Source organism: Smaragdicoccus niigatensis DSM 44881 = NBRC 103563, assembly GCF_000380645.1.
In the GTDB taxonomy this organism is placed as follows: domain Bacteria; phylum Actinomycetota; class Actinomycetes; order Mycobacteriales; family Mycobacteriaceae; genus Smaragdicoccus; species Smaragdicoccus niigatensis.
Genome location: NZ_AQXZ01000017.1, coordinates 228,023 through 244,854 on the forward strand (window position 1 = coordinate 228,023; position 16,832 = coordinate 244,854).

Annotated in this window: 13 protein-coding genes; 5 read left to right on the forward strand and 8 right to left on the reverse strand. The window is 64.8% G+C overall.

Features of this window, described 5'->3' with window-relative positions; all coding sequences use genetic code 11:
* Positions 1-59 precede the first annotated feature (59 nt).
* Positions 60-563: a MarR family winged helix-turn-helix transcriptional regulator gene (locus F600_RS0113800; protein WP_018161208.1), complete on the reverse strand. Its 504-nt coding sequence runs from the start codon at positions 561-563 to the stop codon at positions 60-62.
* 67 nt (positions 564-630) lie between these two features.
* Between F600_RS0113800 and F600_RS28285 the strand changes: the two genes are divergently transcribed.
* Entirely contained in the window at positions 631-2,715 is a 2,085-nt protein-coding gene (locus F600_RS28285) for an MMPL family transporter (RefSeq protein ID WP_018161209.1), read from the forward strand.
* On the opposite strand, the gene F600_RS0113810 is transcribed toward F600_RS28285, so the two are convergent.
* Positions 2,712-4,091: an alpha/beta hydrolase-fold protein gene (locus F600_RS0113810; RefSeq protein WP_018161210.1), complete on the reverse strand. Its 1,380-nt coding sequence runs from the start codon at positions 4,089-4,091 to the stop codon at positions 2,712-2,714. The genes F600_RS28285 and F600_RS0113810 overlap by 4 nt on opposite strands.
* Before the next feature lie 141 nt (positions 4,092-4,232).
* Between F600_RS0113810 and F600_RS28290 the strand changes: the two genes are divergently transcribed.
* The 3 genes from F600_RS28290 (at position 4,233) to F600_RS0113825 (ending at position 8,437) form a co-directional block, all read left to right on the forward strand.
* A complete protein-coding gene (locus F600_RS28290) occupies positions 4,233-5,012 on the forward strand; it encodes an alpha/beta fold hydrolase (protein WP_018161211.1) in 780 nt (259 codons plus the stop codon).
* A 102-nt stretch (positions 5,013-5,114) separates the two neighbouring features.
* Complete coding sequence (locus F600_RS0113820; RefSeq protein ID WP_162141418.1) at positions 5,115-6,389, forward strand: glycoside hydrolase family 27 protein; 1,275 nt, start codon at positions 5,115-5,117, stop codon at positions 6,387-6,389.
* Positions 6,390-6,418: 29 nt separating this feature from the next.
* Positions 6,419-8,437: an ArnT family glycosyltransferase gene (locus tag F600_RS0113825; RefSeq protein ID WP_018161213.1), complete on the forward strand. Its 2,019-nt coding sequence runs from the start codon at positions 6,419-6,421 to the stop codon at positions 8,435-8,437.
* Here the strand turns inward: F600_RS0113825 and F600_RS0113830 are convergent.
* From F600_RS0113830 to F600_RS0113850, 5 genes are all read right to left on the reverse strand, one after another.
* Entirely contained in the window at positions 8,425-9,201 is a 777-nt protein-coding gene (locus tag F600_RS0113830; RefSeq protein ID WP_018161214.1) for an amino acid ABC transporter ATP-binding protein, read from the reverse strand. The two genes, F600_RS0113825 and F600_RS0113830, sit on opposite strands and share 13 nt — an antisense overlap.
* Positions 9,198-10,028 (reverse strand): amino acid ABC transporter permease, encoded by an 831-nt coding sequence (locus F600_RS28295; protein WP_018161215.1) that lies wholly within the window; start codon positions 10,026-10,028, stop codon positions 9,198-9,200. Before F600_RS28295 ends, F600_RS0113830 begins: the two co-directional genes overlap by 4 nt.
* A 13-nt stretch (positions 10,029-10,041) precedes the next feature.
* Positions 10,042-10,971: an ABC transporter substrate-binding protein gene (locus F600_RS0113840; RefSeq protein WP_018161216.1), complete on the reverse strand. Its 930-nt coding sequence runs from the start codon at positions 10,969-10,971 to the stop codon at positions 10,042-10,044.
* 177 nt (positions 10,972-11,148) lie between these two features.
* A complete protein-coding gene (locus tag F600_RS0113845) occupies positions 11,149-12,657 on the reverse strand; it encodes a flotillin family protein (protein ID WP_018161217.1) in 1,509 nt (502 codons plus the stop codon).
* 9 nt (positions 12,658-12,666) lie between these two features.
* Positions 12,667-13,182 (reverse strand): NfeD family membrane protein, encoded by a 516-nt coding sequence (locus F600_RS0113850; RefSeq protein WP_018161218.1) that lies wholly within the window; start codon positions 13,180-13,182, stop codon positions 12,667-12,669.
* Positions 13,183-13,344: 162 nt separating this feature from the next.
* Between F600_RS0113850 and F600_RS0113855 the strand changes: the two genes are divergently transcribed.
* Positions 13,345-14,562, forward strand: coding sequence for an FAD-dependent monooxygenase (locus F600_RS0113855; RefSeq protein WP_018161219.1), 1,218 nt, complete (start codon positions 13,345-13,347; stop codon positions 14,560-14,562).
* Here F600_RS0113855 and F600_RS0113860 read toward each other — a convergent pair.
* Positions 14,559-16,703 (reverse strand): acyltransferase family protein, encoded by a 2,145-nt coding sequence (locus tag F600_RS0113860; RefSeq protein ID WP_018161220.1) that lies wholly within the window; start codon positions 16,701-16,703, stop codon positions 14,559-14,561. The genes F600_RS0113855 and F600_RS0113860 overlap by 4 nt on opposite strands.
* Positions 16,704-16,832 lie beyond the last annotated feature (129 nt).

Below are 16,832 nucleotides of genomic sequence, written 5' to 3' on the forward strand. Positions count from 1 at the left end.
GGATTTTCCCAGATCAGAACGTCCATGATCACCGAAAGGGACGCGTGGGTGCCCGGCTTTCACTCGTTCGGCTCAGCCTTATCCGCGAGGTGTTGGGCGTGATCGCGGAGCGCTTGGACCATCGTCTTCATCACGCGATGGGTGGTTTCGAGGTCATCGTCACTGAACTCGGCCAGGGCACCGTTCAGGCGGGCGCCAAGCGGGCCGAAGAAGTCGCGCGCAACCTGCATCGCCGATTCGTTGTAGCGCAGGAGAGTCTTTCGGCGGTCGTTGGCGTCCGATTCGCGCCGAACATGGCCTACCGCGGTCATTCGTTCGGTCAGGTACGTCAACGCCGCAGAGGAGATTCCGAGCAGTCCGGCGAGCTCGCTCGCCATCAGCGGTCGCCCCTCGGTGTCTGCCACCATGATGTGCTGCAGTGCACGGAAATCTGTTGGGTGCAAATGATTTTGGGCGGCGAAAACGCGACCGATGTGTTCCGAGGCGGCGGTGAGCGCACGCAGATCGGCCCCGATCTGCGCTTCGACCGCTTGCCGCGACGGCTCCACCTCTCGATCACCCATAAGGGAATTCTCTCACTCTCTAGAAGCTTCAGTTGATGAATAGTTAATTCACTGAAATACTGCGTCTATGGAGAGTGTCGCGAAGTGGTTGACCGGCCGGACAGCGTGGCTGGTTCTGATAGTGGGTTTCGTCCTGTCCGCGGGGCTGATCGGTGCCGCCGGTTCGAACGACTCGGCCAATCAAGCTCCCGTCTCGCTCCCCGCATCAGCCGACTCCGCGCGCGCCGCGGCGCTGGTCAAGCAGTTTCCGGGTGCCGATGTCAGCCCCCTGATCGCCGTTCTGACCCGTACAGACGGCACCACCCTCAGCACCGCCGACCGGGCATCCCTCGACGCCGTTGCCGAGGCGATGCGATCGGCCGTCTCCGCCGCCAAGGCGGCGCCGGAAGGTGTTCCGGCACTCCCACCGACGGCCGCACCGGACGACAAAGCGGCCCTCGTGCAGGTATTCGTGCGTAACGACATCAACGGCTTTCCACTACGCGACCTCGTGACAAGCGTGCGCGAGGCGGCCGGTAAAGCAGCCAACTCAGACCTCACGGTGCACGTCACCGGCGGCCCGGCGTTCGGCGCCGACATCGCGGACTCGTTCTCGGGCGCGAATTTCGTGCTGCTTGGCGTCACTGCCCTGGTCGTTGCGGTACTTCTGATCGCGACCTACCGGTCGCCGGTCCTGTGGCTGGTTCCGCTCATCGTCGTCGCCCTTGCGGACCGGGTCGCGACGTGTGTCGGCACCATCGTCGCCGGGTGGACGGGCCTGTCCTTCGACGGCTCGACATCGGGAATCACCAGCGTTCTGGTCTTCGGCGCCGGGACGAACTACGCCCTTCTGCTGGTGTCGCGATACCGCGAAGAACTTCATCACGCGCAGGACCATCGCGTTGCGCTTCGGGCCGCGTGGCGGCACGCCGCTCCGGCGATCGTCGCGAGCAACGCGACCGTGGTGCTGGCGCTCTTGACCCTGCTGATGTCGTCGCTGCCGAACATCCGCAGCCTCGGTGCGCTCGCTGCCTGCGGCCTCGTGGTCGCCGCCGCCTCGACGTTGACACTCCTGCCCGCCGCACTCGCCATCTTCGGCCGGGGGCTCTTCTGGCCCTTCATCCCCGTCGTCGGCGACCACGTGGACGTCTCGGAAAATGCTTGGCATCGCGTGGCGGCCGCCGTTGCCCGGCGCCCCGTCGCCGTTGCCACTGCCGCAATCGCTGCCTTGGCGGTGTGTTCCTTCGGCATCGTCGGCACTCAGATAGGCCTCGCACAAACTGACCAGTTCCGCGTCGCGGCGGACTCGGTGGACGGCTACCGTGTTCTCGCGCAACACTTCCCGCCTGGTTCGGCGAACCCGACAATCGTCGTCGGTCCGACCGCCCAAGCCGCCGCGCTCGAGGATGCGATCGAGTCGAGCCCGGGTGTGCAGAGCGTCCGCCCTGCCGGGCAATCCGCGACCGGACTGTCCCGGTGGAATGTCGTGCTCGATGCGGCGCCGGCTTCCGAGCGCTCGAGTCAGATCGTGAGCGACCTTCGCGAGTCCGTGCAATCCGTCGCGCCCGACGCAGCGGTCGGCGGATCGGACGCACAGGTCCGCGACATCGGTGTCGCCGCCGCCCAGAGCCGTAACCTGATCATTCCGACGATCCTGCTGGTCGTTCTCGCTGTCCTGTTCCTGGCGGTTCGGGCATTCATCGCGCCGTTCGTCCTGGTGGCGGCCACCGTGCTCAGCGCGATGTCCGCGATCGGCCTCGGGACCTGGATCAGCATCCACGTGCTCGACTTTCCGGCGCTTGACACCAACGTCCCGCTGTTCGCCTTCCTTTTCCTCGTCGCACTCGGCGTCGACTACACGATCTTCTTGGTGAGCCGAGCGCGGGAGGAGACACCCGACCATGGTTCGCGAGATGGCATCGTGCGCGCGGTCGCCGCCACCGGTGGCGTCATCACCAGCGCCGGCATCGTGCTCGCCGCCGTGTTCTGCGTTCTCGGCGTACTTCCGCTGATCACGCTGACCCAACTCGGAATCATCGTGGGTATCGGCATCCTGCTGGACGCGTTCGTCGTTCGAACCCTCGTCATTCCAGCGCTTTTCGCGATAATCGGTCCGCGGATCTGGTGGCCATCCTCCATCGTTCACCAGGGACGGCACCGATCACGCCATTAGACGTGTAGGACCCCGGCCATCCAGGGCAGCGCCTCCGTGAAGGCCGCCTCGGCGAACTGCCAACTGTGGCGCGAGCTTTCGGTATGAACCTGGCAATTGATGGAAACGCTCTTCGCTTGAGTGCACAGCTTCTCGGCTGCGCCGACCTCGCCGGTGTCCCGAACGCCGTCCACGCCACCCAGGCCGGTCGCGCCGGGGGGAGCGGGGCGCCCGAATCCGGCCGGCGGCTTCCACTGGCCGGGAGGACGATGGAATCCCCGAGCGCCGCGGGGTGGGGTGTTGCCCGTGTCCGCGAACCACGCCGAGACGCCCTGATAGGTGCCGTGCGTGCGCATCACCGTCGCGGGATCGTAGTGCTCCCAATCGGATTCGCTACCGCCGAACAGTCGGCTCACGGTCTGGTCCTTGGTCCCGGCGGTCGGGCCCGCGTCGCCGGCGATGTCTTCGAACGAACTGAACAGGTCCGGACGCATGACGGTGAGATCGAGCGCGCACGTGCCGCCCATCGACCAGCCCACGACGCCCCACGCGGAGGCCTTCGGCGACACCCCGAACGTGTTGACCACGTAGGGACGAACGTCGTTGACGAGATGGCTGTGCGCATTTCCTCGTGGTCCGTCCACACATTCGGTGTCGTTGTTGAACGTGCCGCCGGCATCGACGAACACGAACTCCGGCGTCTGGCCGCCGTGGGACTTCGCGTAGGCGTCGATCTCGGGAACGATGTTGCCGCTGCGAATCCAGTCGGCCGGGGTGTTGAACTCGCCCGCGATCATCAGGACGGCGGGCAGCGTTGGCGGTGTGGCGCCCACGAACCAACTCGGCGGCAGGTAGACGTATTCCGTTCGATGCCGGAAGTCGCTGCCCGCGTCTCCGGTGTCGATCGCGACGATCTTCCCCGTGGTCATCGCGGTGTTCCGCAGGGCCGGAAGGTCCGACGCGTCGACTTCATCGGGGAGCGGTCCGGAGGTTACCGCGCCCCAGGCGGCCTGCACGGTGGGGAAGTAGCCGACCCACTGATTCAGCACCAACAGGACACACATCGCGGCGAGTGGAACCGCGAGAATCATGAGTCCTCGACGCCACCAGCGAGCGCTTCGAAATCCCAGGATCAGTGCGGCGACCACCGATCCGAAAACCCAGACCCACGCCCACAGCGGCTTCGGCGCCGGGTCTGACGACAGACCTTCCGAGTGGACGTAGACCGCCGTGGCCGCGAAGGTCGCGCCCCCGACCGCAACGCAGATCGGCAGCCACACAATCCACCACCGGCGATTTCTTCGGGCGATTGCGATCGCGACGACTACGACCGTGACCACCTCGACGACGACCGGAAACCAACCACCCAGCAACGACAGACCGCGATTCTGTAGCACGGCACGAGGATTCCGATGCGGCCTACGAATCCGCTCGGAATCGGTTGGCAGTTTGCTGCGAATTTCGGGTCGGCGGTGGGGCGGGATGGATGCGTTGCCGACCCTCGACAAGTCCGCATCTATCCACAACGATCGAAGATCATGAAGTGGCTCCTCATTCGCGGTCTGACCCGAGACGCTCGGCACTGGGGCGACTTCCCAGAGGCGTTCAGCGCCGGACTCGGAGTCGAAGTCGCCACGATTGATCCGCCGGGGTTCGGCAGCCAGAACGGTCGAGTCTCACCCGCGAGCGTCGCCGAGATCGTGGACGACCTGCGGGATCGGTTCATCGCTGACCTGCGTGGCGAGGACGAATGGTCGATTCTGGGCATCTCGCTCGGCGGAATGGCAACACTGGACTGGATTTCGCGCTACCCCAAAGATTTTCGGCAGGCGGTCGTCATCAATTCGTCCGCCGGTAACCTCGGCAATGCCGTCGATCGCGGAGCACTGACGATTGCGCGAGCGGTGGGGACGGCGCTGCTTCGACGCGAACTGACCGCTCCGGGTGGTCTGGAGCGGAGATTGCTCACGCTGAGTTCGAATCGGCCAGCCGCCGAGCTCGACCCAATCGGACAGCAGTGGGCGCGTTGGCAGGTCGAGGCAGGTCCCAAGCGGGACAGTGTCCGCAACCAGATCCTCGCGGCGACAAAATTCCGAGCGCCGGATCGCGTTGCGACTCCGGTGCTGGTGGTGACGTCGATCGGTGACCGAATGGTCTCGTACCGCTGCTCGGTAGAAATTGCGCGCTCGCTCGAGGCGCCGATTCGAATGCACACCACAGCCGGGCACGACCTGCCATTGGACGATCCACAGTGGGTCATCGAGCAAGTCAGCGCGTGGCAGAGCGGACGGCGCGGCGCGTCTGCGTCCGCCGACTGACGGCTTGGCCCACGCCCACGCAGGCTCCGAATCGGTTGCCAGTTTGCTGCGAATGTGGGGTCGGTGGTGGGTAGCCGCCCCAACCATGACGAACATGGTGGCGTGAAGCGCACCGGCCGGTTGTGTCTCGCCGTCGCCGGCGGACTGTTCCTCGCTGCGCTGCCGGCTTCCGGGCTTCCCGCGGTCGAGTTCTCCCAGGCGATCCCCGGGGCCGCGGCGACGCCCCCGCTCGGGTGGAACAGCTGGAACACGTTCCGCTGCGGGATCAATGAATCACTCATCGAGCACACGGCCGACGCGATGGTGAGCAGCGGCATGCGAGACGCCGGATATCGGTACGTCGTCGTCGACGACTGCTGGGTGGCGTCGCAGCGGACGAGCACCGGCGAGCTGCAGGCGGACCCGGTCCGATTCCCGAGCGGGATGCGTGCGCTCGGCGATTACCTGCACGCGCGTGGGTTGTTGTTCGGGATCTACTCGAGCCCGAGTGAGGCCACGTGCGCCCAGACCTACGGAACCTATCCAGGCCGGACCGGAAGCCGCGGGCACGAGCAGATCGACGCCAGCACCTTCGCCGACTGGGGCGTCGACTACCTCAAGTACGACTGGTGTGCGCCGGGCGCTGCGGTCGGCGAACAACGGCAGGCGTTCAATGCGATGCGAGATGCCTTGCGCTCGACGGGACGGCCGATCGTCTACAGCATCAACGCCAACAGCGGAATCGTCGGAGCGGTGCCTGGTAGTTCGGGGTCGTGGCGTTGGACATCGTCGATGTCTCGGGCGACGAACGACGTCGTTCCGGCCTGGCGACTTGGCCGCGGACCGTACGACTATCAGGGGATCGCGGACATCATCGATTCGGCCGCGTTGCTGACCACTCAGTTCGGGCAGGGATTCTGGCTCGATCCCGACATGCTCGAAGTCGGCGTCGACGGTGAACCACTGAACTACCCGGGTCTGTCGACGGCCGAGTCTCGAACGCAGTTGTCGATGTGGGCGATGATGGCGGCCCCTCTCATCGCGGGCAACGACCTCTCGACAATGAGTGCGGAGACCGGTCGTCTGTTGACGAACCGAGGAATGCTCGCCATCGACCAGGACCCCGCGGGCCGCACCGGGGAGCCGCTCCCCGGAACTGAGGGTTCGGTCTGGACTCGATATCTGGCAGACGGCTCGGTGGCCATCGCGTTCTACAACGCGGACGTCTCCGATCGCGTGATCGACCTCGACCCGAGCCGACTCGGACAATTCGGGTGCATCGAAAATGTTTGGGCGGGAACGAAATCCGACCTTTCGGGACATATGCGGGCAAACGTCGCAGCCCACGACACCCAACTGTTCCGACTCACTGCCGATTGCCAGCTTTCCTCAAGCTGACGCCCACCTAGAGTTCTGACACTGACCAGGTGACAGCGATTCTGGAGCCATTGGCCATCGAACCCGAACCCGTGGCGGTCCACCCACGCAAGCACATCTGGGAGCGGGTCGGCCTCGTCGTCCTGCTCGTTGGAACCGCCGTGGCCTACCTCTGGAACATCACCATCAACGGGATGGCGAACGGCTTCTACGCGGGCGCAGCCTGGGCCGGATCGAAGAACTGGGAGGCACTGCTTTTCGGTTCGGTCGATCCGTCGAACTTCATCACCGTCGACAAGCCGCCGGTATCGCAGTGGGTCATGGGTCTGTCCGGCAAGATCTTCGGATTCTCGAGCGCGAGCATGCTCGTTCCGGAGGCCCTCATGGCGGTCGCCGCAGTGGCGCTGCTGTACGGAGCGGTTGCCCGGGTCAGCGGCCGGGGCGCGGGACTGCTCGCGGGCACCGCGCTCGCCATCCTGCCCGTCGCCGCGCTGATGTTCCGGTTCAACAACCCCGATGCCGCGATGGTGCTGCTCATGATGGCGGCCGCCTACTGCACGATCCGCGCCATCGAGAAGGGCAGTGTCTGGTGGGTTGCGCTGACCGGCGTCGCACTTGGATTCGCGTTCCTGGCGAAGATGCTCGAAGGACTCATGGTCATGCCTGCCCTGGCCATCGCGTATCTGATCGCGGCTCCGATCGCGCTCAGCAAGCGGATTCAGCACACGATCGTCGCGCTCGTCGCAACCGTGGTCTCGTCCGGTTGGTACGTCCTGCTGACGATTCTGTGGCCGGCCTCGTCACGCCCGTACATGGCGGGCTCGACCGACAACAGCTTCATGAACCTCGTCATCGGATACAACGGACTGTCTCGAATTCTCGGTCGTAATCGCGGCGGCGGCGCTGGGCAAGCGATGGGCCAGAACTTCCGGGGTGCTGGTCAGACGTTCCAGGGCGTCCAGCTTCCGCCGGGCGTGACGCAGCAACAGGTGCAGCAGTTCATGCAGCGCGGCGGATTCGGAAGTCAATCCGCGGGTCTCGGGCGGCTCTTCAACGGTGAGGTCGGGTTCGAAATCAGCTGGCTCCTACCGGCCGCGCTCGTCGCGTTCGTGCTGGTTCTCGTCGCTCGCCGGAGTTTCCCGCGCACCGATCTCGTTCGTGCCGCGGCCTTGGTTTTCGGTCTCTGGCTGATTGTCGACGGCCTCGTCCTCAGTTTCATGAAGCAGCTGACCCACGCCTATTACACGCTCGCGATCGGTCCTGCGATCGCTGGACTGGTGGGGCTCGGCATTCACGAGATGTGGGTGCGACGGCAGGAATTGCTGGGACGGATCGGCAATGCGTCGATCATTCTCGCCGCGGGCGGCTGGGGATTCGTTCTTCTGCAACGCAATTCGACGTGGCTTCCGGAGGTGCGATGGGCAATCCTCATTGCCACCGTCGTCGCGGCGGCGGGTGTTTTCGTCGTACCGGGCACCCCGCTACGCCGGTTCACCACCGTTTTTGTCATCATCGGTGTGCTCGCCGGATTCGGCGGCTCGACGGCCTACGCGGTGGCAACGCTCGGGCAGGCGCACACCGGCGGAAGTCCGACGGTGGGCCCCGCTCGCAGCGAGCGAGCCGGCGGAGGGCGCGGCGGGTTCGGGAGCTTCGACGAACAAACCAGCGCGAACCCGCAGCTTGACGCGATGCTCCAGGCGACGCATACGAAGTGGGCCGCTGCGATCGATCGATCGTCGGCCGCGGCAGCGCTCGAACTATCGAGCCGCACCGCAATCATGGCGATCGGCGGATTCAACAACGATCCCGTCCCGACCCTCGCGCAGTTCAAGCAGTACGTGAAGGATCACCAGATCACGTACTACATCGTGGGCAATCAGGGTGAGGGGAGAGCGACCGCGAACCGAGAAACCGCCGGCCGAAACCGTGGACAGCGTGCAACACCGGCAACGAGTGGCTTCATGCGCGGTGGCGGCCACGCGGACATCACCGCATGGGTCGAAGCGACGTTCCCGAAGAAGACGGTCGGAAACACGACGGTCTACGACCTCTCGAACTATTCGGGCTGACGGTTCAGTCGGGACAGGAATGCGCGGGTGCGGTCGTGGGTGGGATTCCGGAGGAGATCCGCCGGACGTCCCGACTCCACGACCACCCCCGCGTCCAAGAAGGCAACACGGTCCGCGACCTCTTCCGCAAAACCCATTTCGTGGGTCACGACGATCATCGTCATGCCGTCGGCGGCGAGGTTTCGCATGACAGCGAGCACTTCGCCGACGAGTTCGGGGTCGAGCGCCGACGTCGGTTCGTCGAACAAGAGGAGCTGGGGGTCCATCGCCAGAGCGCGTGCGATCGCCACTCGTTGTTGCTCACCCCCGGAGAGCTGGGCGGGGTAGGAGTTCGCCTTATTGCGTAGCCCGACACGTTCAAGAAGCTCGTGGGCGCGGGAGGTCGCGGCCGCTTCGGACAGTCCGCGCACGTGGATGGGCGCCTCGATGATGTTGGCGAGCGCGGTTCGGTGCGGAAACAGATTGAAGTTCTGGAAGACCATCCCCACCTGACGACGCTGCCGAGCGACCTGACGCGGCGCGAGTTCGTAGACCTTGCCCTTTCGTTCTTCGTAGCCGATTCGCGAGCCCGCGACGAAGATCTGGCCGGCAGTCACGGTCTCGAGGTGATTGATGCATCGCAGCAGCGTCGACTTTCCGGCCCCGGAGGGTCCGATGATGCACACCACCTCGCCGGTCTCGACCGTGAGGGACAAACCGTTCAGCACGTGGGTGGCACCGAAGCTCTTGTAGACGCGATCCACCTGCACCGCCGGCGTGGTCATCGGCGTCCTACCTGGTAGCGGCGTTCGAGGAAGTGCTGCCCGACCATGAGCACGCTCGTCATCGCGAGGTACCAGGTCGCCGCTACGAGCATCAGCGGGATCGGTCGAAAGTTGATTCCGTAGATCTCCCGCGCGCGACCGTAGAGCTCGGTGCTGAGGGGGACAGCAGTTACCAGAGACGTCGTTTTCAGCATGCTGATGATCTCGTTGCCGGTCGGCGGGATCACGAGCCGCATGGCCTGCGGCAGCACGATCCGACGCATCATGAGCAGCCACGACATGCCCAGCGCGGTGGCCGCGTCGAGCTGGCCGATGCCCACCGAATTCACGCCGGCCCGGAAGATCTCGGCCATATAGGCGGCCTCGTTGAGCCCCAAGCCGATGAAGGCGAACATGAACGCCGCGCTCAGCCCTTGGATGTCGAGGTGGACGAACTGTGGGCCGAAGGGGACTCCAAGGTCGATGGATCGATAGATCGATGGGAACAGACCCCAGAACACGAGTTGCACGTAGACCGGCGTACCGCGGAACACCCAGACATAGAGCCAGGCGATGACACCGAGAACCGGGTTTCCCGACAGGCGCATGACCGCCACGACAAGCCCCAGCCCGATGCCGATCGCCATCGCGGTGACCGTCAATTCGAGGGTCGTCAGGGCGCCCGCCGAGATGCGTGCATCGAACAGATAGCGCCAATAAGTGGGCCAGTCGTACGCCGGATTCGTCGCCGCGCCCCAGGCCACGAGTGCGGCACCGATGAGACCGACCGCAGCGCCGATCCACCGGCCGGGTCGCCGGAGCGGGACGATAGGAACCGGCTCCGGCATGGTGGTCGATGGGTCAGGAGACGGCACCGTTGATGGTCGGCTTCGTGATGACGCCGCTCTCGAGCCCCCACTTGTGGGCGATCATTTTGTAGGCACCGGTGCTGACCAGGTTCTCGAGTGCCTGCTTCAACAGGTTCGCGAGCGGGGAGTTCTTGGCGATCGGCCAACCATAGGGCGCCGTCGCGAATATCGGCCCGGTCGCTTCGAGCGCGCCGTTGCTCTGCTTGATCGCGTACGCGGTCACGGGGGAGTCCGCGGACATCGCGTCGACACGTCCCAAGGCCAGGGCGTTCGTGGCATCAGACTGCTGGTCGAAGCGCACGACCTCGATGGCCGGTTTCCCCTCGGCGAGGCACTTGTCGTTTCGCTTGGGCAGGTCGTCGGTGTCCTCGATCGTCGTCGATTCGACGGCGACCTTCTTTCCGCAGGCGTTGGTCGGATCGACCGGCTTGCCCGTCCGCTGCGCCCATTGGATTCCGGCATTGAAGTAGTTGGTGAAATCGACGGTTTCCTCGCGCGCCTTCGTATCGGTGAAGGACGACATTCCGACGTCGTACGTACCGGCCTGAACCGCGGGAATGATCTTTTCGAAATCAGCTTCGCGGTAGTCGGGCGTGACGCCGAGGACCTTGGCGACGGCATTGAAGAGATCGACGTCGAACCCCACGAGCTTGCCGGACGAGTCTTTGAACTCGTTGGGTGCGTACGGCAGATTCACGCCGACCACGATCTTGCCGCTGTCCCGGATCTTGCTCGGAAGTTGGGCGGCGAGCGCGTCGTCCTTCGTCACCAGGATGTTCGGCCCGGCGGGCGTCGACTCGGTGTTCGTGGCACAACCAGCCGAGATCAGCAGCGCGGTACCGGAAATGGCGAGTGCGATGCGTGACGACACGGCGGCCTCCTCAGCGTGGTGGCTGAGGGCATTATCGCGCGTAAAGGCCATCGCGCCGATGGCCTTTACGCAAGATCAACAATGTGCCCCGGGTCCAATGTCTCCCGCACGGCGGTCTGTACAACCTATGAGTTTTGTACAGACCATCTGGGCCGAGACCTTCACGCGGATTTCCGGCGCCGAACGTTCGGCGCGTGACCATAGTCTTCCGGCTCATTCTCCGGGTGCCTACTGGGACGCCGCTCCGTTCTGCTCCGGTTCCGCGGCCGGGACCAACGGCACCGTCGGCTGGCTGGGCTTGCCGTTGAGAATGCCGGTGATGTCGATTCCGGTTGCCTGCAGACTCGTGATGACCCCGGCGATCGCCTGCGGTGAGATCCCGAGTATCGAGCCCATCGAGTTCTGTGCAGTTTCGGCGCTGCCGATGATCGAGATCTTGTCGATCGCGCGAACCTGCTCGGCCGTCTTGGAGGTCGCGTCGACGAGCGCCTGAAGGACTGCCGGGAGACTCTGGAGGTTCGCGGCCTTCTCGGTGAACGAGTTGAGCGCGTCGGCGATCTGGCGCTTACCAGTGGCTTCGGCTTCGAGCATTGCGCGCAGACCGTCGGCCTCGGCTTGCTTCTCCGCCCGGACACCGTCCGCGACAGCGACGCGCTCGGCACGAAGTGCGTCGGCGGCGAACTTGCGAGCCTCGGCCTCGGCTTCACCGTTCTGTCGCGCCGCCTCGGCCTTCGCCTGCGCCAGCAGGATCGTCGCCTGACGTTCTCCCTCGGCGCGCGCGACGGCGGCCTGGCGGGCGGCCTCGGCGGGCGCAATGACATCAGCCTGCAAGGCGGCTTGGGCCTGCATCGCGCGCTTGCGCTCGACCTCGGTTCGGGCCTCGACACGGGCGGCTTCCGCCTGCTCGCGGGCGATGCCGACGTCTTTCGTCGCCTTGGCCTGCGCGAGCGGTCCGGCCTGGTCGGCCTGTGCGTTTTCGGCTTCGGTCTGGGCGCGGAGTCGCGCGAGTTCGACATCGCGGCGCTGGTTAGCCATGGCGATGGCGGTGTCCGCTTCGGCCTGTGCGACTGCACCTTCCTGCCGGGCCTTCGCCGACCGGATCTGCGAGTCGCGCTGAGCCTCGGCGGTGCCGACCTCCGCGTCCCGGCGCACTTCGGCGATGCGGCGCTGACCGAGCGACTCGAGGTAGCCGTTGCGGTCGGAGATTCCGGCGATCTTGAGGACGTCGACCTCCATACCGATCCGCGCGAGGTCGGTCCCGGCTTCCTCGACGACGCTTCGCGCGAGGGTCTCGCGGTTGGAGTTCAGATCCTCGATCGTCATCGTCGCGATGATTCCGCGAAGGCTTCCGGACAGGATGTCGTTGATCTGCTTCTGCAGGGCATCCGGATCAGACGTCAGGAATCGCTGGACCGCCGTCTGGACCGCTTCGTCGGCTGATCCAATGCGCACCAGGCCGACGGCCTCGACATTGACCGGCACGCCGTTGTTGGACAGCGCGTTCTGCAGGTTGATGTTCACGTTGAACGGTTCGAGCGACATGACGTCGACACGCTCGATACCGGGAATGCGCAACCGTGCACCACCACGTACGACCTTGGGCGCGCCGCGGCCCGTGAAGACGGCAACCTCGTTGGGCGGCACCTTGATGTAGTTCTTCACGTAGACCAGAGGCAGCACGACGAACACGATGAGTGCGCCGACGACGGCGAACCCGATGGCGATGATTGGGTTCATTTCATTCCCTCATTCGATTTCTGGAACAGCGACGACGTGCACGAATTCGGTGTCGAGGTCGGCGATGTAGACCTTGGCGTGAGCGGGTAGTTCGACGTTTTCCGGGCTCTTGGCCTTGAGCCGGACCCGACTGCCGTCCGGGTCTGGCACGGACACCTCACCCCACCCGCCCACCGGGATTCGAATCTCGACGCGGGCGAGCTTGCCGAGGTAAGCAGAGCGACCGTAGTGCGAGTTCGACTGTTGCCGAGTCAGGTACGGAACCAGGAGCCCCCGCAGAATCGCGACGAGAAGGACCGCGCTGCCGACGCCGGCGCCGAGTTGGACCGGAACCGGGAGTTCGGTGAGCGCGATGACCCCGCCGCCGGCGCCGAAACCGAAGATCGCGGCGGCCAGTGTCGTGAGGCTCAGAAACGGCAGTCCGTCCGACACATGTCCGGAACCGCCGCCGACCTCGCCGAGGATCAGCGTCCCGACGAGTGCGGTGACGCCGATGATGAAACACAGCAGGAAAAGGGTTGGCATGGACCGCTCGGTGGCTAGGGACTCGATGTGCAAACAAGATAGCGGCCGCGGAATTGATCATGGCGTCAGTCAAAAAGATGACAGTGTTCGACAACCCGAGAAACAGACCATGTGGAATTCTTTCGGCACCTCCGTCGGCACGGTACGCCTAGAATATGACCCATGTCACGCCCGACGGTAGTGGTCAGCGGTGCTGGAATCGCAGGTCCAACGCTTGCGTACTGGCTCACGAAGAACGGCTACCGCGTCATCGTGGTCGAGATCGCACCGGGAATCCGACCCGGTGGGCAGACGGTTGATCTCCGTGGAATCGGCGGCGACGTCGTCGACCGGATGGGTCTGCTGGACCAGATGAAGGCCCGCGCAGTGGCGCAGAGCGGTGCTGCGTGGGTCCGGTCGGACGGCAGCTGGCGGGCCGAGATGCCGGTGACCGCCTTCCACGGAAACGGGCTGGTGAGCAAGCTCGAGATTCTTCGCGGAGATCTCGTCGACGTGCTGTATCAGGCGACCAAGGACAGCGTCGAATATCGGTTCAACGTCCGGATCACGGAGATCGATCAGGGCGTGGCGGGCGTGAATGTCACGTTGTCTGACGGATCGCAGCTTCGTGCGGATCTCGTTGTCGGCGCCGACGGTCCGCACTCCGGCGTTCGACGACTGGTGTTCGGGCCCGAGGAACAGTTCGTGAAACCGCTTGGCGGTTACAACGCGTGGTTCTCCGCGCCGGACACGATCGGGCTCGACGGCTGGTATCTCACCTACCAGGCGCCCGGTGGGCTCAACGCGTCGATGCGCGCGACCCACGACCCGTCGATGGCAAAGGCGGGGCTTGCGTTCCAATCCGAGCCTCTCGATTACGACCGGCACGACGTCGACGCACAACGCCGGATTCTCGTCGAGCGGTTCACCGGCAAGGGCTGGGAGTGTGACGCTCTGCTCGAAGCTGCGCAGACCGCCGACGACTTCTACTTCGACGTGTTCGCGCAGGTCAAGATGCCGTCGTGGGCGCAAGGCCGGGTCACGCTCGTCGGCGATGCCGGTTATTGCGCCTCGCCGCTGAGCGGCATGGGGACCAGTCTCGCGCTGGTTGGCGCCTACGTCCTGGCCGGGGAACTGGGGCCGGCGAGGGAGACCCTGAGTAATGAGACGGTCCACGCGGCATTCGAGCGATATGCCGCGGTCATGAGCCCGTACGTCGAAAACTGCCAGAAGCTGAACAACACGTTGGACCGTTTTGCGCCGATGAAGGAGTCCGACATCGCCGGCCAGGCCGCCGCCTACAAGTGGATGCAGAAGTGGCCGCTGCGACCGATCGCGGAGCGGATCTGGTTCAAGACCGCGGACTCGATCGACCTGCCCACCTACAACGGGCTCGCCTAGGGCGACGGTAGGAACTTGGCGATCTCGTCGGCGAGATAGGGGCCCAGCGACGCGGCGAAGGTGTCCGTCAGGTGGCTCGCGCCGTCTGCGTAGACGATCGCGCTGCCGATGATCGACCGGCATCGCTGCAGGTCGCAGAAGATGTTCGTCAGGTCGATGAATCCGGCTTCGGGTGTGCGTGCCACCGCACTGTCCAGCGTCACCCGGGTGACTGCGGGCCCGCGTTCCATCGAGCAGTCCGTGTCGGCGGTGGTCGTCACGAGCTTGATGCATGCCAACGCATCTTCGGTGATCCGGGGAACATCACCGATGACGACGAGTTTGGCCCCGGACGACGCGATCAACTTCTTCCACGCGTCTGAGACGGCGACGTCGTCGCCCGGATTCAGGCCTCGCCCGCCATCGATGTTGGACAATGCGGCGTCGTAGAAGCCCGTGGTGAGGATGAGGTTGTACTTCCCGGTCGCGAGCTTTTCCAGCGTTGAATCCAAGCTCGGACACCGCCACGGGACACCCACTCGGCAGCCTGCGCCGTAGTAGGTGTCGACCTGCCAACCGCGTGCTTTGGCGGTCTCCATCAGCGCATTTCGGAACATCCCCGCGTGACTGTCGCCGAAGAGGGCGATGCGGACCGCCCCATCGGTCGCACCGTCGTGGCAGGTCGGCATCACCGCCTCATCGACGTTGATGAAGCACTCCGACCACCAGATCTTGTTGTCTTCGCCGGCGTTGACCGGCGACGGGACGAGCGTGGTGTCGGTGAGTGGAATGCAGGTCGCCTTGGCGTAAACGGCTGCGGCGCCGAAGCATTGGACACGGCTTCCGGGCTGTGCGGTCGCGTGCGTGACCGACTCCGCCGATCGGTCATCGAGCCGCTTCTGCACGACCACGGTGATGACGACCGCCGAGTACGCCGCAAGAAGGACGGCGGCGACCTTCACCGGTCGAGAAATCCGTACCTTTCCCAGGCGCCGACCCTTGCCGCTGAGCCAGCTCGACTTTCGGACCGGGTTCTCGACGCCATAGAAGCTCAGGAGGCTGGCGGCCGCGATGCCGGCAACGCAGGCGATGTAGTACACGGCGCTAGACCGATTGATCACTCCGGCAAGCAGGATGATCACCGGGTAATGCGCCAGGTAGATCGAGTACGACAAGTCCCCGATGTAGTGACTGAGCCCGCTGGTCAGGATCGGTACATAGCGGTTGGGGTAGCCGCCTTCACCGACCGCGATCACCAGTGCGGTCGACAGCACCGGTGCGGCAGCCCACGGACCGGGAAAAGGCGTCCGATCGTTGATGAGCAGGACGCTTGCGATGATTCCCGCAATGCCGGCCCAGGCGAGTATCGGCCGCAGCTGCCGCGGGATCTTCACGGTGGCAAATGACGCAACCGCGACAAGCACGCCGACGCCCAGTTCCCACGCGCGAGTGAGCGACGAGAAGTACGCCGCCGACGGGCTCTCGGCCGTCTGCACGATGGCGAGAATGAACGACGCTCCGCCGATGAGCGTGATTGCGACAGCGGTGACGCTGCGGTCGTACCCAAGGTGTCCGGTCACCTTGAGGAGCACGGTCATGAGAGCCAGCAGCAACCACGGCCAGACGGTGTAGAACTGCTCCTCAACGCCCAGGGACCAATAGTGCTGGAGTGGACTCGGCAGTTGGCTGCGCTGAAAGTAGTCCGTGTCCTGGAAGTACATCCGCCAGTTGCCCACGAAGAACAGCGCCCACAGGCCGTCGACTGCCGTGCGGACGCCGCGCGACCATCCGAGTGCCAGGGGAGCGAGCGTGCACGTCACGAAGATCGTGGTGACCGCGGCCGGAATGATCCGTTTGATCCGTCGCTTGTAGAACCCGATCCACGAGATCGTCTCGGTCCGGGCGTGCTCGCGCAGGAGTAGTCCGGTGATCAAGTAGCCCGACACGACGAAGAACACGTCGACGCCGACATATCCGCCTTGTGGCCACTTGAACAGGTGGTTGGCGACGACCACGAGAACCGCGATGGCCCGCAACCCCTGGATGTCCAGTCTGAGTGCATTCGTGCTGGGGTTGGGTGATGTGGTTTCGGAAGGACCGGCGGTGGGCAAGTGGCGGTGATCCGGCACCGACCACAGGGTGCGAATGATCCGGCTCTTCACATCTACTCCAGCGGCCGGTTACGCCCCACCTACGCAGCGGATCGGCCTGATTGCGAGTATTCGCTCGGACGTTTGCCGAGGTCGCGCAATCATCCGAATCGCATTGGGCTGTCATGTGATTGGCGTACG